Consider the following 16,398-nt stretch of genomic DNA (forward strand, 5'->3'; position numbering starts at 1 on the left):
AGAGCCGTCAGTTCCCGGCACGGAAGTACAGCCGGACCAGGGTTCCGTCCGGGCCGCCGCTGACCTCCATGAAGTCGCACACCTGCCGGGTGATCCACAGCCCGTACCCGCGCACCCGCAATGGATCGGCCGGAAAGTAGCCGCTGAGCGGGTCGGTGAGCCCGCCGCCCTCATCGAAGACGTCGCACACGACGTGCCCCGGCGTCCGCCACAGTGAGATCGAGCCCTTGCCCGCGCCGTGCTCCAGCACGTTGGCGGCCATCTCGTTGACGCACACCACCAGGTCCTCGACCCGCTCATCCGGCATTCCGATCCGGTCGGCGACGCCGAGCAGCCGCTCCCGCAGGCCGGGCAGGTCGGCGGCGATGTCCAGCGACTCGGTCCGGCCCGAGGGCGGTGGCAGCCGGCGTCCGGCGTCGGCGGCGCTGTAGGCGCCCGGCGTCCGGTAGTGGCGGCTGGGGGCCGAGCCGGTCGAGCGGGCGACGAGCACCGGGTGGGTGCGGGCGATCTCGCGGCGGACGCCGGCCGGCAGCGTCCGCTCGTCGTGGACGCAGATCAGCCGAAGTGGCGCCGTGGCCAGCGCGGCGCCCAGCACGGAATCCAGCCGGTGCCACTCGCGGAGCGCCAGCGGCTCGTCGAGCGGGAGCAGCGGCTCGCCGACCACGGTGACGTGCCGCCCGGCATGCGTCAGGCCGAGCCGGTGCAGCGCGGCGAGAGTACGTCCGGGCGCGTCGTACCACCGCGCCCGCTCGACGAACCGGACCGCCCCGGCCGCGGCGCCCAGACCGGCCCGCACGGCGTCGGCGTGCCCGTCCCCCATCGCGATGACGACGTGGTCGCCCGCAGCGACGGCCGCGCGGATCCGGGGCACCACCACCTCGGCCAGTTCCGCGGACGAGGTGAACAGCACCCCCTCATGGCCGAACGCCGGTACGTCGGATTCGTCCGGGTGCGCGGCTGGCATCATGACATGGCTCCGGGCTCCTGTCCTCCCAGGCGAGTACGGCTTCGTGGCGCCCGCGGTGGCACGGCGCCCCACGGCCCCGCCTGGTGCGTTGGGGCGGTGTGAGCGGCCCGGTACGCGGTGCGCGCCCGCGGCACGGGCGGCGCCGAAGGCGCTCCCGGGCCCGGCTCCGGTGGCCGGTCAGGCGTCCCGTGGCGCGGGGCTCCGGTGCCGGCCGGGCACCCGCCGAGTGGCGGTGGTGGCGCCCATCCGGCACACGCGGGCGCTGCCACCACCGGGCGGCCGGTGCCATCGGCCGGGGTGCGGGAGAACGATCAATGCGCATCGTCGCCCGCCGCAAGGGGCAGGTCGCCCTCTCGCGGCAGCGTCCGCCGGTAGACGCGTTCGGTCTCCGTGGCCACCCGCTGCCAGGTGTACCGGGACGCGGCGCGGTCGGCGGCGGCGATGCTGAAGGCCGTGCGCGCGGTGGAGTCGGCGGCGAGCTGGCGCAGCGCCCGGCCGAGCGCGTCGGGACGCGCGTACCGCAGCAGCAACCCGGTGGTGCCGTCGAGCACCGCGTCGGTGACTCCGCCCGCCGCGCGCGCCACCACCGGAAGGCCGCAGGCCATGGCCTCCAGCACCGCGCCACCGTACGGGTCGTAGTCGGCCGCCGACACGAAGAGGTCCGCCGAGCGCAGCAGCCGGGGCAGCTCCTTGCGGTCCACGGCGCCGCTCAGCGTCACCCGGTCGTCCACCCCGTGCTCCTTCGCCAGCAGCTCCAGCCGGCGCGCGTCAGGGTCGATCGCCAGGTCCTCGCGGGCCGGGCCGCCGGCGATGACCAGCTCGGCCTCGGGCACCCGTGCCATGGTCTCGACGAGAGCGTCGGCGCCGCCGCCGGCACCGAGCCGGGTGACGGAGACGATGCGGACGCGTTCGTCGCGACGTCGTCGCCATGGGCTGCTCGCCGCAGCGCCTTCCACGCTGAAGTGCTCGGTGTCCACCCCGAACGGGATCACGCCGACGCTGCTGCGCGGCACGCCCATGCGGGCGAGTTCGAAGCGCTGTTCGGCGGAGGTGACCACCACGGCGTCGGCGCGGCCGGCCAGCGCCGCCTCCAGCCGCACCCGGTCGGTGCGCCGCGGCAGGCCGGCGCGCTGCTCCGCGGAGTTCAGCGAGTGGAAACTCTGCACCACTCGCGGCGCGGGTTCCGCATCCGAGCGGCGCACCGCCGAGAGTGCCGCCAGCCCGCTCGTCCACCCGATGGCGTGCACGACCTCGGGGGTGTCGTCCGCCAGGGCCTCGGAGAGCGCGGTGGCGAAGGCGCCGGTGTGCTCGGCGCTCTCGGATTCGGTCAGCCGGCGGGGCGGACCCGCGGTCAGGTGGGCGACCGCCGCGCCGCGCCCCATGCGCGCACGATCGGGAAGATCGGCATCGCCGCGGCGCGTGTACACGGTGACACGGTGGCCGAGCCGGGCGAGCTGGCGGGCGAGGGCGGAGACGTGGACGCTGCCACCACACGTCGGCTCGCCCTTGTGTGCGGCGAGTGGCCGGGTGTGCTCGGATACCAAGGCGATCTTCACGTGCGACTCCTCCTGGTGCGGCTGCGACCTGCAGGATCTGCGTCTCTCCGGTCATGCGCGGCGGTGGCCGCGTGCCCCCCTTCACGCGCGGCGGTGGCCACGCTCGCGCACTCCCGGAACCGGACGCGCGGAGGGGCCGCGCGGTGCTGCGCGCACGCCGAAGACGGCCCGGTGAGCGGGGACGGATGAAGCGGTACGGGGAGCTCCGGGGCGACGGAACGGAGGACAGCAGAAGCGGGCGGACGCATACGAATCACACCTTCAGGGCCGTTCGGGATGGGACGTGTCCGGAAAACACGAACAGCGCTCGAATCAACTCCGGCCAGCGGGCCAGGCACGAGCGCGCGAAGGCGAAGGCGTGTCTGCGTCTTAGACACCCAACTGCCGGACATTCTGCCAGAAGTCCGGTCGACTCAACAATGGCGGGTCTTCTGGAGTGGGTCCCGATCTCGCCCTTCTTGTCCCTTGAGATGGCCATGACGATGCGTCCCGCCTGGTGCTCCGGACACCGGGAAGTCCCGGCGGGGGCGCTCCGCCGCGGGTTTGCGGGAGATCATCACGGGCAGAGCTGCTGGAACCCCTCCTCCCGTACGAGGACTGCGGGGGACGCCGGAATCCACCGGTCGCCCGGTGCGCGATCGGCCCCCTCGCGATCACCACCGGCCGGGCCGGCCGCGGCCCGGTGCCGCCGAACGAGTTTGGAGGTGGCGTCCGTGGCGAGTGGACGAGGGGACGGCGCAGTGCCGTCCCGGCTCTCGCCGACCACGCCGCACGCTGACGTCCCGCGCCGCAGACGGCGCCGCACACCGGCCGACCGCCGTCTCCCGCTCCACCGCACGATGCGCCGGCCTCCGCCCCGGCTCGCCGGCCCGAGCCTCCGGGAGAACGGGTGACTCCGACGGACCGTCGGCGCCCCGGACGGGTTGCCGAAGGCGGCGTGGCGGCCGACCCCGTCCCACGCCACCACGGGACCGGGCGGTTGCGCGGCCGGCGGGCGCTGGTCGTCGGGGGCGTCAGCCGCGGCGGCCGGCTGGGAAGGACCGTTGCGGTCGCGCTGGCCAAGGAGGGCGCGGCCGTCGCCGTCGCGGACCTCGGATACCCGGCCGACCGCGCCCGGCCCCCCGCCGGGGCCTGGCCGCTCACCCGCGACCTTGACGATCTCCTGGGCCGTGCTCGTACGGCGGGCGGCACGCCCGCGCCGCCGTACCTGGCCACCCGGACGCCGGCCGCCGCGCGGCCGGAACCGGCCAGTGGACCGCCGCTGCCGCGCGACCCGGCGGACGGTGACGCGGTGCGCGCCACGGCGCGGCTGCTCGCCCGCCTGGGAGCCGACGCGCTGCCGCTGCACTGCGACACCGGTGCGGAGACCGGCTGCCGGAGCGCCGTCGCGCACACCACCCTGGAGTTCGGCGGGATCGACGTCCTCGCGGTGTGCGGGCGGGGTACCGCTGCCGCCGACGGGCTCACCGACCTCACGGCGGGCGACCTCGACCGCGCCTTCCGCGACACCCTGTACAGCGCGTTGTGGCTGGTCCAGGCGGCACGGATCTTCATGGAGCCGGGTTCGTCGGTGGTGCTGACCGGCGCCGCCTCGGGACGTTCGGGGTCGGCCGAGCACATCGGCCTGGCGGCCGGCGCGGCGGCCGTCATGAACCTCGCGCACTCGCTCTCCGCCGCCCTCGACACGCGCGGCATCGCGGTCAACTGTGTGGTTCCCGAGGACGGCGACGACCCGCACGACGTGGCGGCCGCATACGTCCGGCTGGCCCGTAGCGGCAGCGACGCGCGGACCGGCACGGTGCTGCCGGTGGCGGATCTCGTCCGGTCCGGCTGACTCCGGTCACCCGGACCGGCTGCGCACGCGCGGCGGGCCGGGGCAGTATGGGAACTGCGCATCTCGGGGATTTCCGTCATGATGTACGCGGGTTTTGACCATGGTCGACCGTCCCCCGATACGGTTACATGATCAACGCGCCTCGCCCACCGTCCGGGTGGGGCGCCGCTTGGGACTGTTCGGCACGTGTTGCCGATGAAACAGGAGGTAGGGCGCATGGGTGTCGATGGCGGGGCAGTGTCGGTAACGGCCCTCACGCACCGGGGCGCTGTTCGCCAGGCCAACGAGGACGCGGTCGTCCTGGGCGCTCTCACCGTGGCCGGAGCGGACATGAACGCGCCGGCGCGCTGCGTGCTACCCGTGACCGACCCGGTGGTCGTCGCGGTCGCCGACGGGCTCGGCGGGCACGCGGCGGGGGAGATCGCCTCCGAACACGCCGTGCACCGCATGGCCGAGAGCGGCCCACAGCTCACCGGACCCGACTCGATCGACCTCCTGCTCAAGCACATCGACGAGGAGATCAAGGAGCACGCCGGCCAGCACGCCGAGTTCTCCGGTATGGGCACCACGGTCGCGGGCGTGCTGCTCACCGCCGACGGGAACTTCTGGTTCAACGTCGGCGACTCGCGCACCTACCGGCTCCAGGACGGGCGGCTGATCCAGCTCTCCGAGGACGACTCGCCGGCCCTGCCCCCGTCGGAGGACGGCAAGCCCGTCACCACGAACTTCATCACCCAGTCGCTGGGCGGCAGCGGCGCCAGCGCGATGGTGCCGCACGTCGGCCGCGACCCGGAGCCGGGCCCCGGCGCCTGGCTGATGTGCAGCGACGGGCTGTCGGACCTCGTGACGCTGGAGGAGATGGAGCGCATCATCGCCGCCGCCGACAGCGACGAGAGCGCAGTACAGGAGCTGTGGCGCGCCGCCATGGACGCGTCCGGGCGCGACAACATCAGCGTGCTCCTCGTCCGCCGGAGCACGAACTGACGAGCGTCCGGAGCCGTCGACACCCATGGCCGTAGGCCGGTTCGTGTCGGTGGTGGAGGGGAGCGAGTCGGTGAGTGCGACCGGATAACGCGACCCGTGCCGAAGCATGCGCCGGCCCCGGGAGCGCGCCACCGCTCCCGGGGCCGGCCTGTGCGTGTCCGGCGGGTCAGCCGTCCTGCCGGTTCGGCGCGTCCGGGCCGCCGTGTCCGTCGCCGTCCTCCGGCCGCTGGCCGGGACCGCCGGGACGGCGGTACCGGATCAGCAGGATCACGGCGAGTGCGATGATCGCGATGCCGACGACGGCCGCCGCGACGGGGCCGGTGGCGGCCAGCGGGTTGGTCGGCTCGCTCTGCCCGCCCGGGTCCTGGCTGCTGGAGCCGGCGGCGCCGCCCTGCGAGGGACCGGCCGGGGCCGAGCCCTCGGGGTCCGGGCTGGGCGCGGCCGACGGCAGCGCGTCCGGGGTGAGCGTGTAGGCGATCTCGCCGTCGATCGGGTGGCCGTCGGCGGAGATGATCCGGTAGTTGACTTGGTACTGACCGGCCTGTTCCGGAGCCCGCAGCGCGATCGACGCCTGCTCGGCGTCGACCCGCACCTCGCCCTCCTCGTACTTCTGGCCGTCGGGTCCGGTGACGGTGATCCCGTTGCCGCCGCTGCCGACCGTGGTGTTGAAGGTCAGCCTGATTTCGTCGGGTGCCTGCGCGGGAGTCGATCCGTCCTCCGGAGAGGAGCTGATCAGCACGTTGTGCGCGTGCGCGGCCGGCGCGGTGCCCAGCCCGAGCAGCAGTGCGGTGAACAGGGCGGCCAGGAGACCGGCCCAGAGGCGATGGCGCTTGCGGGTGTTCATGTGGGGGACCTTTCTGCGAAGAACAGCGGAAGTTCGGATCCGGCACCGCACACGCGTCGCAGCGTGTACGTTCCGCCGAACGGAGGTCCCCGTGACCGGAGCCGGTGCACCGCTCCGCGTACCCGCCGGCCGGCCGGCCGCCGCGCGACCAGCGGCCGCGGCGCGGCCGGCGGGGCCGCGGGCGTCAGCAGGCGGGGAAGCGCGTTCGTGAGCAGGGCGAGCAACGACCACACGGCGGCCTCGCCGCGGCTCAGCAGCGCGGCGGCGAGCAGCGCCGCCCACAGGTGGCCGGCCAGCATCCCGGGTGAGTAGCCGAGCAGGCAGGGCCCGACCTCGGCGAGCACGGTGTCCGGATGGGCGTCGGCGGGGTCGGCGGAGACGAATAGGACGTGCATGGCGGCCTGTGCGGCGGCCAGCACCCCGAAGATCTCGCCGAACCCCCGCTGCGAACGGGTGAACGGAGCCAGTACCAGCGCCATGAACGCCGTGGCGAGCGGGAAGGACCGCGCCGGCGCCGTGCCGTCGGCCCACAGGGTGTGCCCCGCCCAGGCGATACCCGTACAGGCCACGGCCAGTACGGCGGTACGGACCAGCCACAACGGTCCCCGGCTTGGTAGGTGCACGGCTACGAATCTAGTAGACGCAGGTAAAGCCCTTCCCAAGAGCCACGGGCCGCGGCCGGGCGTGGGTCAGTGAACGGTCAGCTCGCCGGTACGAGTTCCCGCCGCAGGTAACGCCGCTCCTCCGGAGTGGTCGCCCCCCACACTCCGTGCGCCTCGCCGGCACGCAGCGCCCAGCGCAGGCACTCCTGACGGACCGGGCAGGTGCGGCAGATGGCCTTGGCCAGGTCCGCGTCCTGGCGTCCGGGGCCGGTGGTGCTCACCGGAAAGAAGATCTCGGGGTCGTACCTCCGGCAGGCTCCCTGCGCGACCCAGTCTTCGCTCTCGTGGTAAAGGCGGTTCACCAGGCGCCTCCGATCCCTGGCTCGTGTCCCTTGTGTCCCATGGCTTCGCGCCGTGGGGGCGTCTCCCACCGCTTCTCGGCCGCTCGGGCCGAGCACACGCCGGTGGTGCGGGGTGGACGTCACGTTCTCGCTGTACGGAGTCGCGCCGGCGCCGCGGCGTTGTCCGGGAGATCTCGCGCGAGAGGGCCGTCCATGGATGCGCACGGGACGCCGCTTCGCGACTCGACCGATTGTAGTACTACACGGGGTCGTACTACGCGAAGTCTGCTAAAAAACCGTCCGCGTTTCAAGTACCGGCGACCGGCCGTTCGGCCGGCCGGGTCCGCGCAGGCGGGTTCTTCACGGAGTCGGCCCGCCCGGGGCCGCGCCATCGCGGCGGTACATGCACCCTGTTGCCGTTCGCGGAACGGCCGGGCGCCGGATTTCGTGATGACAGGCGTCGATCGTCCGAATTCATGTGACATGCGCCACGCTTAAAATTCGGTGTGTCAGCCCCTATGTTTGGCTGTGCGACCGTCCGGGTGCGTGATCTTCCCGCTCGGACCACCGTCCCGCCCGTGCCGGAACGTCCCACCGAATCTCCTGGTGGACACGGCGGGTGCGGAGCCTCCCCGCCGTCCTCCTGCGGGCCGCTCGACGACGACGGAACGTGACCGCCGCTGTTAAGTAAACGGGCCCTACCCGGCGAAACCCCCGCGAAACATATGCCGGGAATTTCGAGAATCTGCTGTTCAGGAACGTTCGCTATCTTCCTACGACGTGCCGGTCAATCAGATTCATCCCGCGAACCGAGGCGATCCCGCCGGGCGTGATCACCGCTCCGTAACCGCCGCGGACCCCGTCGGCGTGCGGCTGGCGCCGCCCTCCATCGATGACGGACGGCACCTGTGGGCCCTGGCCCGGGATTGCGGCCTCGATGTCAACTCCCCCTACGCCTACACGCTGTGGTGCCGCGACTTCGCCGCGACATCGGTCGTCGCGCGCGGCCCCTCAGGCGAGGTGCACGGTTTCGTCACCGGTTACGTGCGTCCCGACAGCCGGGACACCTACTTCCTCTGGCAGGTGGGCGTGCACGCCGCCGCCCGCGGCCGTGGGCTCGCCCGGCGAATGCTGGACCACATCGGCGACCGCATCACCGGGGACGGCCTGGCGTTCCTGGAGGCCACCGTCACCCCCGACAACGCCGCCTCCCGCGCGCTCTTCGCCTCCTTCGCCCGCGACCGCGGCGCCCCCCTGGAATGGACTCCGCTGTTCGAAACCCGGCACTTCCCGCAGGGGCCCGCGGAGCACGCCCCCGAGGAACTCGTCCGGATCGGACCGCTGGCCGCATGATCCCGCCCACGTCCTCACCCGACCACCTGGCGCGGCCCGACCGGCCCCGTCCGTTCACGCCACGAAGGCCGTCATAAGCCCACGAACATGGGGAAAGGATCCGTGGAAACCACGATGGACATCTTCGACCGCCTCGAATCCGAAGTCCGCAGCTACTGCCGTGGCTGGCCAGTCGTCTTCAGCGAGGCGCGGGGCAGCCACGTCTACGACGAGGCGGGCCGACCCTTCCTCGACTTCTTCGCGGGCGCGGGATCGCTCAACTACGGGCACAACCATCCCGAGCTCAAAGCCGTGCTCCTGGACTACCTGGCCGGGGACTCGATCGTGCACAGCCTCGACGCCTACACGGTGGCCAAACGCGACTTCCTGGAGACCTTCGGCGAGGTCGTGCTGCGGCCCCGGGGGCTCGACTACAAGGTGCAGTTCCCCGGGCCGGCCGGCAACAACGCGGTCGAGGCCGCGCTGAAACTCGCCCGCAAGATCACCGGCCGCGAGACCGTCGTCAGCTTCACCAACGGCTTCCACGGCATGACGCTGGGCGCCCTCGCGGTCACCGGGAACTCCATGAAGCGGCACGGCGCCGGCGTGCCGCTCAACCACGCCGCCACCATGCCGTTCGACAACTATCTGGACGGCCAGACGCCCGACTTCCTGTGGCTGCGCAGCCTGCTGGAGGACAGCGGCAGCGGCCTGGACCGGCCCGCGGCGGTGATCGTCGAGACCGTCCAGGGCGAGGGCGGCATCAACGTCGCCAGCGCGGCGTGGCTGCGCGGCCTGGCCGAACTGTGCCGGGAGCACGAGATCCTGCTGATCGTCGACGACATCCAGATGGGATGCGGGCGGACCGGGCCGTTCTTCAGCTTCGAGCACGCCGGGATCGAACCCGACATCGTCACGCTGTCCAAATCGATCAGCGGGTACGGGCTGCCGCTCGCCCTCACCCTGTTCAAACGCGACCTCGACGTCTGGGAGCCGGGCGAGCACAACGGCACCTTCCGCGGCCCCAACCCGTCCTTCGTCACCGGCACCGCCGCGCTCAACCTGTTCTGGCGGGACGACCGGATGGAGAAGGAGACCCGGGTCAAGGGCGACATCGTCGAGGCCGCGCTGACGGACCTGGCCGAGGAACTCACCGGCACCGGCGCCCACGTGCGGGGGCGCGGGCTGGCGCGGGGCCTGGGCTTCACCGAGCCGGGCGTGGCCCGGGCCGTGTGCGCCGAGGCGTTCCGGCGGGGCCTCCTCATGGAGACGTCCGGGCCCGAGGACGAGGTCGTCAAGCTGCTGCCGCCGCTCACCACCACGGAGGAGGAGCTGCGCCGCGGCCTGGACATCCTCGCCGAGTCCGCCCGCGCCGTCGCCCGGGTACCGCAGCCGGTCTGACCTTCGGCCCGGCCGCCCACGAGAACGGACCGCCCCCGCCTCCGGCGCACCCGCGCCGGAGGCGGCACATCCACACCACACCATCAGCAACAGAGGAGCGCACGCACGTGATCGTTCGCAGTCTGGACGAGGTCGACGGCACCGACCGGGACGTCAGGACCGAGACCTGGCGGAGCCGCCGCGTCATTCTCGCCAAGGAGGGAGTCGGCTTCTCGTTCCACGAGACCGTGCTCTACGCCGGTACCGAGACCCGCATGTGGTACGCCAACCACGTCGAACTCGTGCACTGCATCGAGGGCGAGGCCGAGCTGACCAACGAGGAGACGGGCGAGACGCACATCATCACGCCGGGAACCCTGTACCTCCTGAACGGGAACGAGCGGCACACCGTCCGCCCCAAGAGCGACTTCCGGGTGCTGTGCGTCTTCAATCCGCCCGTGACCGGCCGGGAGGTGCACGACGAGAACGGCGTGTACCCGCTACTGCGTGAGGAGCCCGCGGTGGCCGAGTGAGCGCCGGGCCGACAGGGAACACGTACCGGCCGAGGCGGAGCCGTCCGCCGCCCCGCACCGGTGGACCGACGAGCGGACCAGGGAGCAGCCACACCAGGGAGGTAACGCCATGACCGCGTTGACGACCGACTTCGAACAGCCGACCACGGACGAGTACCCGACCAGGAAGAGCACCGAACCGGCGCTGCTGTACCGCAGGGAGCCGGTCGTCTGGGGCGCCGCCGGTGGCCCGATCGATCAGGCCACCCTGACCTCCTACGAAGAGAAGGGCTACCTCCAGGTCGAGCAGTTGCTCACGGCCGAGGAGCTGGAGGAGTGCCGCGCGGAGCTGCGCCGGCTCAGCGAGGACCCCGATCTCAAGCGCGACGAGCGCGTGGTGGTGGAGCGCAAGTCCGACGAGGTGCGCTCGATCTTCGAGGTCCACAAGATCAGCGAGCTGTTCGCCCGGGTCGTCCGCGACCCACGTGTCGTCGGACGGGCCCGCCAGATCCTCGGCTCCGACGTCTACGTGCACCAGAGCCGCGTCAACTACAAGCCCGGCTTCACCGGCACGGACTTCTACTGGCACTCCGACTTCGAGACCTGGCACGCCGAGGACGGCATGCCGCGGATGCGCGCGGTGAGCATCTCGATCCAGCTCACCGACAACCACCCGTTCAACGGGGCGCTCATGATCATGCCGGGGTCGCACCGGACCTTCGTGTCCTGCGTCGGCGAGACGCCCGAGGACCACTACCGGGCGTCGCTGAAGAACCAGGAGATCGGCACGCCCGACCAGGCCAGCCTCACCATCCTGGCCGAGAAGCACGGCATCGACGTGCTCACCGGCCCGGCCGGCGGCGCGATCATGTTCGACTCCAACTGCATGCACGGCTCGAACGGCAACATCACGCCGTTCCCTCGGTCGAACGTCTTCGTGGTCTTCAACAGCGTCGAGAACGCCTGCGGGGAGCCGTTCGCCGCTCCCGCGCCGCGGCCGCCGTTCCTCGGCTCCCGTGACTTCACTCCGGTGAGCTGACTCCGGCCGTAGGCCGGATCGCCGAACGGGGCGCCGCGGACGCCGCGGCGCCCCGGCTTTTCCGTGTTTCCGCACCCCCGGATACGGGGGCCGGACCCGCTGCCTCACCTGCGGTGACGGGGGCGGCGGGCCGCCCGTGGGAAGCGGCATTAGGTAAATACCAGGTCAGAGGTAGTTAAGGACGGCCGAACGTGGGCACGGATGGTGCCACAGCGCCGTGATCGCGTGGCCGGCGCACCGGCCACGTCACCCGCGGAGGTGTCCGGAGGCGCCCCCTGACCTGGGCGGGACCTCCTCGGGGCCGGCGCGTTCCGCACACGACACGCGGCGCTCCCCTCCGAGCCTCCAGCCGGAGGGGAGCGCCGTGCTGGTTCCCCCGAGGAGCTACATGACGAGAGCCAGACAGAGCAGTTTGGGACGGCGCCGCTTTCTCGCCCGGGCGGGCGGCGCCGGAGCGGCCGCGTTGCTCGGGCCGACGCTGCTGGGCGCCTGTACCCGGGTCGGCACCGGAAACACCTTCGACCGGATCCGCGAGCAGGGCTACATCAACGTCGGATTCGCCAATGAGGCCCCCTACGGATACACCGACCTCGCCACCGGCGAACTCACCGGCGAGGCACCCGAGCTCGCCAGGGCGATCTTCGCCGAACTGGGCGTCCCGGAGGTCCGCGGCACCCAGGTGCAGTTCAGCGGGCTGATCCCCGGCCTGCTGGGCGGCCAGTTCGACATCGTCGCGGCCGGTATGAGCATCACCCCCGAGCGGTGCGCCGAGGTCGCCTTCACCGACCCCGACTTCCTCAGCCGCACCGCGTTCCTGGTGCCGGAGGGCAACCCGAACGGGATCGAGCGCTTCGACGCCTTCGTCGACGACCCCGACCTCACCCTGTGCGTCATGAACGCCACCATCGAACAGGAGATGGCGCTGAGCCAGGGGGTGCCGGCCGAGCAGATCCAGACCGCGCCGGACACCCCCAGCGCCTACGAGCTGCTGCAGACGGGACGCATCGACGCGGTCGCACTCACCAGCATCTCGCTGCGCTGGATGCTCGACCAGCGGGGCGGGCCGTTCGAGGTCACGGAGGCGTTCTTCCCGATCGACCCCGAGACCGGGGAAGAGGTCGTCGGCGGCGGCGGATTCGCGCTGCGCCCCGACGACCACGGCCTGCTGGACGCGTTCAACGCCACCCTGGCGGAGTTCAAGGAGAGCGGCCGGCTGCTGGAGATCATCGAGCCGTTCGGCTTCTCCGAGCAGGAACTCCCCGGGGACCTGACGGCACGCCGGCTCTGCGAGGGCGCATGAGCGCCGAACCGGGGGACCAGGGAGAAACGTCGTGAACTTCGTCGTCGACGCGCTGCCGCTGTATCTCAACGGCGCGCGCTACACACTGCTGATCACCGTGGGCGGCTGCGCGGTGGCGTTCGTCATCGCCATGGCCGTGGGCATCCTGGGTTCGACGCGCAGCGCGCTGCTGCGCGCCGCCGCGAGCGTCTACGTGGAGGTCTTCCGCGGGGTCGCGGCGCTGGTGCTGATGTTCTGGCTGTTCTACGCCATGCCGCTCGTCACCGGCTACCGGCTGGAACCGGTGTTCGCCGCCATCCTCGCGCTCGGTCTCAACGTCGGCGCGTACGGCGCCGAGAACGTGCGAGGGGCCATCAAGGCGGTGCCCCAGGCCCAGTACGAGGCCACGGTGGCGCTCAACCTGAGCTGGGCGCAGCGCATGCGGCTCGTGGTGCTGCCGCAGGCGTGGGCACAGATGCTGCCGACGTTCGGCAACCTGATCATCGAGCTGATGAAGGGCAGCGCCGTGGTCTCGCTGATCGCCGTCTCCGACATCACGTTCGTGGCGCAGCAGCTGCGGACCTTCACCGGTGAGACGCTGCTGGCGTTCGCCGCCGCCCTGGTCACCTACTTCGTCATCGCCCAGATCTTCGTGGCGCTGATGCGGCTGGCCGAGCGCAGCGCCAACCGCCGGCTGGGCCGGATCCCCGACCGCACCCGCAGGCGGCAGGCCGCGGGGGCCGGCGTCGCCGCGGCGAAGGGAGGTGCGGCGTGAACTTCGACTGGGGCTTCGTCGGCGAGGCCATGCCCGACCTGCTCACCGGCCTGCGCTACACCGTGCAGGCCACGATTCTGGGTTACGCGCTCGCGCTGGCCGTGGGGCTGGCCGTCGCCATCGTGCGCCGCGGGGCGCCACGGGCGGTGGCCGGGACCGTCCACTGGGTGATGGAGTTCATCCGGTGCACCCCGCTGCTGGTGCAGCTCTTCTTCGTCTTCTACGTGCTGCCCGGCGTGGGGATCGAACTCTCCCCGCTCACCGCGGGCGTCATCGCCCTGGGGGTGCACTACGCGGCCTACACGGCCGAGGTGTACCGCTCGGGGCTGGAGGGCGTGCCCCGCGGCCAGTGGGAGGCCACCCACGCGCTCAGCCTGCCCGTGCACCGGGCATGGCTGGCGGTGATCCTCCCGCAGGCGATCCGGCGGGTCATCCCCGCACTTGGCAACTACCTGATCGCGATGTTCAAGGACACCCCGCTGCTGTTCGCGATCACGGTGCCCGAGCTGCTGTTCGAGGCCAACCGGCTCGGCGGCCAGTACTTCAGGTACCTGGAAATGATGACGGTGGTCGGCCTGCTCTTCATCGTGGTGAGCGTGCCGTCCGCGATTGCGATCCGACTTCTGGAGCGACGCTATGCCGCAGTCTGACGAAACCGCGCCGCGAGCGGAAGCCGCGCCGGTCCCCGCCCCCGGCCCGGCGGCCTCCGCGCCCGCGGGCGGCGGGCCGCTGATCCGGTTCGAGAACGTGATCAAGCGTTTCGGCGACAACGTGGTGCTGCGGGAACTCGACTTCAACGTCGAAGCCGGCGAACGGGTCTCCCTGATCGGGCCGAGCGGGTCCGGTAAGACCACGATCCTGCGGCTGCTGATGACGCTGGAGTCGGTGGACGGCGGGGTCATCTGGGTCAACGGCGACCCGCTCAGCCACATGCGCCGGGGCGAACGGCTGGTACCGGCCAGCGAGCGCCACCAGCGCCAGGTGCGCCGCAAGATCGGAATGGTCTTCCAGCAGTTCAACCTGTTCCCCAACATGAGCGTGCGGCGCAACATCACCGAGGCGCCGGTCCACTCGCTCGGCATCTCCCGGGAAGAGGCCGACCAGCGCGCCGAGGAACTGCTGGAGATGGTCGGGCTCGCCGACAAGATCGACGAGCACCCCACCCGGCTCTCGGGAGGGCAGCAGCAGCGCGTCGCCATCGCGCGGGCGCTGGCGATGCAGCCGCAGATCCTGCTGCTGGACGAGGTCACCTCGGCCCTCGATCCCGAGCTGGTGGCGGGGGTCCTGGACGTGCTGCGCGAGGTGGCCCGGACCACGGACATCACCATGCTTTCGGTGACGCACGAGATGCAGTTCGCCCGTGACGTCTCGCACCGGGTGCTGATGTTCGACGAGGGACAGATCGTGGAGGAGGGGCCGCCGGAGCAGATCTTCAACGAGCCGCGTGAGGAACGCACCCGCACGTTCCTGCACGCGGTCCTCGAAGGCGGCTGATTCCGCCGCACCCCGCCCGCACCGGCCGGTGGCCGCCCCGGCATCCGTCCTCCGGGAGCGCCACCGGCCGGTTCAGGCTCGTTCCGCGGCGGCGTCCGGCCGCGGTGCCGGGCGCGGGTAGGCGAGCCGGCGCAGCGCGGTCTCGGCCGGCCCGCGCCGCCCCGCGCGTTCCAGCGCGTAGGCACCGGCCACGGTGACCAGCCACACCCCCACCGCGAAGGCCGCCATCTGCCAGCTCCCGAACGACCCGCCGAGCCCGAGCCCCCACGCGCTCAGCAGCGGCGCGCACAGCACCGACTGGGCGAGGTACGCCGACATGGAGCGCTTTCCCACCGCGGAGAGCGCGGTGACCACCCGGCCGTGCGCGCCGCGGGAGCCGATGCGGTGCGCCACCAGCGCGAACGCCGCCACGTAGCCGAGTCCGGCGAGCAGGCCGGTGAGGCCGAGCGGGGTGACGAAGGCCTCGGTCGCGCCGGCGGACACCTCCAGCACACGCACGTGGTCCAGGGCGTGCGGCACGGCGCTGACCCAGCCCAGGGTGATGCCGCCGGCCGCCACCGCGCGCAGCAGCGGCAGGTGCCGGCCCGGTTCCTCAAGAACCCGGTGCCGCGCGGCCCAGAAGGCGAGCAGTACCGCCACCGGTACCGCGAGCAGCACGAACCCCTGCGTCACCATGATCACCAGCCAGATCCCGATACGCCAGGGAACGGTGACGAGGTAGTCCGTGGACGAGATGTTCCCGGTCAGCAGCGTCAGCACGTCCTCCGCCTCAGCCGCGTCACCGGCGCCGCCCGCCACGGCGAGGACGGTGCTCGCCGCCGTCGCCAAGGTCAGCACGGCGACGCCGACCGCGGCCCAGGTCAGCAGGACGCGGTCGGCGCGGCGCAGGAAGAGCCAGCACAGGACGAGCCCGACCAGGCCGTACGCGCCGATGATGTCGCCCATCCACAGCAGGGCGGCGTGCGCGAACCCGAACGCGATCATCCACAGGTGACGTCGCCGCAGCAGCGCCCGCGCCGCCCCCTCGGGGGCACCGGAGGCGAGCTGGCGATTGAGCAACTGCACGATCCCGTAGCCGAACAGGAACGCGAACATCGGGTAGACGCGCTGGTCGACGGCGATGATGATGACCGCCTGGACGATCCGGTCCAGGACCGATCCGTCCGCCGGATGCACGGAGCCGCCGGAGCGCTCGGCGCCCCACAGGTAGTAGACGGTGTTGGCCAGCGCGATCAGCAGCAGCATGAAGCCGCGGGCCAGGTCGGGGGCCAGCGCGCGCTCGGTGGAGCGTGCCGGCCCGCGGATCTCGGTTCGGGCGGGGGGCGGCGTGGCCGTCTCGCCGTCCTTGTGCATGCCGTCCTCTTTCAGGGTCAGGTCGGTCGGTTCGGCGCCGCGCCGCCGGCCGGTGGGGGCGGACTCCGGCGCGGTGGTCCACGGCGGGGACCGGGGGCGCGGACAC

Annotated in this window: 16 protein-coding genes; 10 read left to right on the forward strand and 6 right to left on the reverse strand. The window is 72.2% G+C overall.

Features of this window, described 5'->3' with window-relative positions; all coding sequences use genetic code 11:
• Positions 1–7: 7 nt before the first annotated feature.
• On the reverse strand, positions 8–967 hold the full coding sequence (locus ACFQRF_RS02115) for an anti-sigma factor RsbA family regulatory protein (RefSeq protein WP_379868319.1): 960 nt from the start codon (positions 965–967) through the stop codon (positions 8–10).
• Between the two features lie 311 nt (positions 968–1,278).
• Positions 1,279–2,523, reverse strand: coding sequence for a glycosyltransferase (locus tag ACFQRF_RS02120; RefSeq protein ID WP_379868321.1), 1,245 nt, complete (start codon positions 2,521–2,523; stop codon positions 1,279–1,281).
• A 937-nt stretch (positions 2,524–3,460) separates the two neighbouring features.
• Between ACFQRF_RS02120 and ACFQRF_RS02125 the strand changes: the two genes are divergently transcribed.
• Both ACFQRF_RS02125 and ACFQRF_RS02130 read left to right on the forward strand, forming a co-directional pair.
• Entirely contained in the window at positions 3,461–4,357 is an 897-nt protein-coding gene (locus ACFQRF_RS02125; protein WP_379868322.1) for an SDR family oxidoreductase, read from the forward strand.
• Positions 4,358–4,573: 216 nt separating this feature from the next.
• Positions 4,574–5,341: a PP2C family protein-serine/threonine phosphatase gene (locus ACFQRF_RS02130; RefSeq protein ID WP_379868324.1), complete on the forward strand. Its 768-nt coding sequence runs from the start codon at positions 4,574–4,576 to the stop codon at positions 5,339–5,341.
• Positions 5,342–5,507: 166 nt separating this feature from the next.
• Here the strand turns inward: ACFQRF_RS02130 and ACFQRF_RS02135 are convergent, their stop codons facing one another.
• The 3 genes from ACFQRF_RS02135 to ACFQRF_RS02145 form a co-directional block, all read right to left on the reverse strand.
• Positions 5,508–6,185 carry a copper resistance CopC family protein gene (locus ACFQRF_RS02135; RefSeq protein WP_379868326.1) on the reverse strand — a complete coding sequence of 226 codons (678 nt, stop codon included), beginning with the start codon at positions 6,183–6,185 and terminating at the stop codon, positions 5,508–5,510.
• Positions 6,182–6,808 carry a hypothetical protein gene (locus ACFQRF_RS02140; protein WP_379868327.1) on the reverse strand — a complete coding sequence of 209 codons (627 nt, stop codon included), beginning with the start codon at positions 6,806–6,808 and terminating at the stop codon, positions 6,182–6,184. Before ACFQRF_RS02140 ends, ACFQRF_RS02135 begins: the two co-directional genes overlap by 4 nt.
• 77 nt (positions 6,809–6,885) lie before the next feature.
• Positions 6,886–7,149 carry a WhiB family transcriptional regulator gene (locus tag ACFQRF_RS02145; RefSeq protein ID WP_379868329.1) on the reverse strand — a complete coding sequence of 88 codons (264 nt, stop codon included), beginning with the start codon at positions 7,147–7,149 and terminating at the stop codon, positions 6,886–6,888.
• Positions 7,150–7,995: 846 nt separating this feature from the next.
• On the opposite strand from ACFQRF_RS02145, the gene ectA reads away from it, so the two are divergent.
• The 8 genes from ectA (at position 7,996) to ehuA (ending at position 14,939) form a co-directional block, all read left to right on the forward strand.
• Complete coding sequence (ectA, locus tag ACFQRF_RS02150; protein ID WP_379868330.1) at positions 7,996–8,481, forward strand: diaminobutyrate acetyltransferase; 486 nt, start codon at positions 7,996–7,998, stop codon at positions 8,479–8,481.
• Between the two features lie 114 nt (positions 8,482–8,595).
• Positions 8,596–9,861, forward strand: a complete 1,266-nt coding sequence (gene ectB, locus ACFQRF_RS02155; protein WP_379869005.1) for a diaminobutyrate--2-oxoglutarate transaminase — start codon at positions 8,596–8,598, stop codon at positions 9,859–9,861.
• Positions 9,862–9,968: 107 nt separating this feature from the next.
• On the forward strand, positions 9,969–10,373 hold the full coding sequence (locus ACFQRF_RS02160) for an ectoine synthase (RefSeq protein ID WP_379868332.1): 405 nt from the start codon (positions 9,969–9,971) through the stop codon (positions 10,371–10,373).
• Between the two features lie 109 nt (positions 10,374–10,482).
• Positions 10,483–11,391: an ectoine hydroxylase gene (gene thpD / locus ACFQRF_RS02165; RefSeq protein WP_379868334.1), complete on the forward strand. Its 909-nt coding sequence runs from the start codon at positions 10,483–10,485 to the stop codon at positions 11,389–11,391.
• Positions 11,392–11,779: 388 nt separating this feature from the next.
• A complete protein-coding gene (ehuB, locus tag ACFQRF_RS02170) occupies positions 11,780–12,691 on the forward strand; it encodes an ectoine/hydroxyectoine ABC transporter substrate-binding protein EhuB (RefSeq protein WP_379868336.1) in 912 nt (303 codons plus the stop codon).
• Between the two features lie 31 nt (positions 12,692–12,722).
• Positions 12,723–13,445: an ectoine/hydroxyectoine ABC transporter permease subunit EhuC gene (gene ehuC, locus ACFQRF_RS02175; RefSeq protein ID WP_379868338.1), complete on the forward strand. Its 723-nt coding sequence runs from the start codon at positions 12,723–12,725 to the stop codon at positions 13,443–13,445.
• A gap of 29 nt (positions 13,446–13,474) precedes the next feature.
• Positions 13,475–14,095, forward strand: a complete 621-nt coding sequence (ehuD, locus tag ACFQRF_RS02180; RefSeq protein WP_379869007.1) for an ectoine/hydroxyectoine ABC transporter permease subunit EhuD — start codon at positions 13,475–13,477, stop codon at positions 14,093–14,095.
• Positions 14,082–14,939: an ectoine/hydroxyectoine ABC transporter ATP-binding protein EhuA gene (gene ehuA, locus ACFQRF_RS02185; protein WP_379868339.1), complete on the forward strand. Its 858-nt coding sequence runs from the start codon at positions 14,082–14,084 to the stop codon at positions 14,937–14,939. Before ehuD ends, ehuA begins: the two co-directional genes overlap by 14 nt.
• Positions 14,940–15,011: 72 nt before the next feature.
• On the opposite strand, the gene ACFQRF_RS02190 is transcribed toward ehuA, so the two are convergent.
• Positions 15,012–16,292, reverse strand: a complete 1,281-nt coding sequence (locus tag ACFQRF_RS02190) for a DUF418 domain-containing protein (RefSeq protein WP_379868340.1) — start codon at positions 16,290–16,292, stop codon at positions 15,012–15,014.
• Positions 16,293–16,398: the final 106 nt, after the last annotated feature.

Origin of the sequence: Marinactinospora rubrisoli (genome assembly GCF_042664915.1) — a bacterium.
Classification (GTDB): Bacteria; Actinomycetota; Actinomycetes; order Streptosporangiales; family Streptosporangiaceae; genus Marinitenerispora; species Marinitenerispora rubrisoli.

Coding starts and splice junctions, on each gene's coding strand:
- ACFQRF_RS02115 (WP_379868319.1), bottom strand. CDS start 967: ATGATGCCAGCCGCGCACCCGGACGAATCCGACGTACCGGCGTTCGGC.
- ehuD (WP_379869007.1), top strand. CDS start 13,475: ATGCCCGACCTGCTCACCGGCCTGCGCTACACCGTGCAGGCCACGATT.
- ehuA (WP_379868339.1), top strand. CDS start 14,082: ATGCCGCAGTCTGACGAAACCGCGCCGCGAGCGGAAGCCGCGCCGGTC.
- ACFQRF_RS02190 (WP_379868340.1), bottom strand. CDS start 16,292: ATGCACAAGGACGGCGAGACGGCCACGCCGCCCCCCGCCCGAACCGAG.
- ehuB (WP_379868336.1), top strand. CDS start 11,780: ATGACGAGAGCCAGACAGAGCAGTTTGGGACGGCGCCGCTTTCTCGCC.
- ACFQRF_RS02130 (WP_379868324.1), top strand. CDS start 4,574: ATGGGTGTCGATGGCGGGGCAGTGTCGGTAACGGCCCTCACGCACCGG.
- ectB (WP_379869005.1), top strand. CDS start 8,596: ATGGACATCTTCGACCGCCTCGAATCCGAAGTCCGCAGCTACTGCCGT.
- thpD (WP_379868334.1), top strand. CDS start 10,483: ATGACCGCGTTGACGACCGACTTCGAACAGCCGACCACGGACGAGTAC.
- ACFQRF_RS02135 (WP_379868326.1), bottom strand. CDS start 6,185: ATGAACACCCGCAAGCGCCATCGCCTCTGGGCCGGTCTCCTGGCCGCC.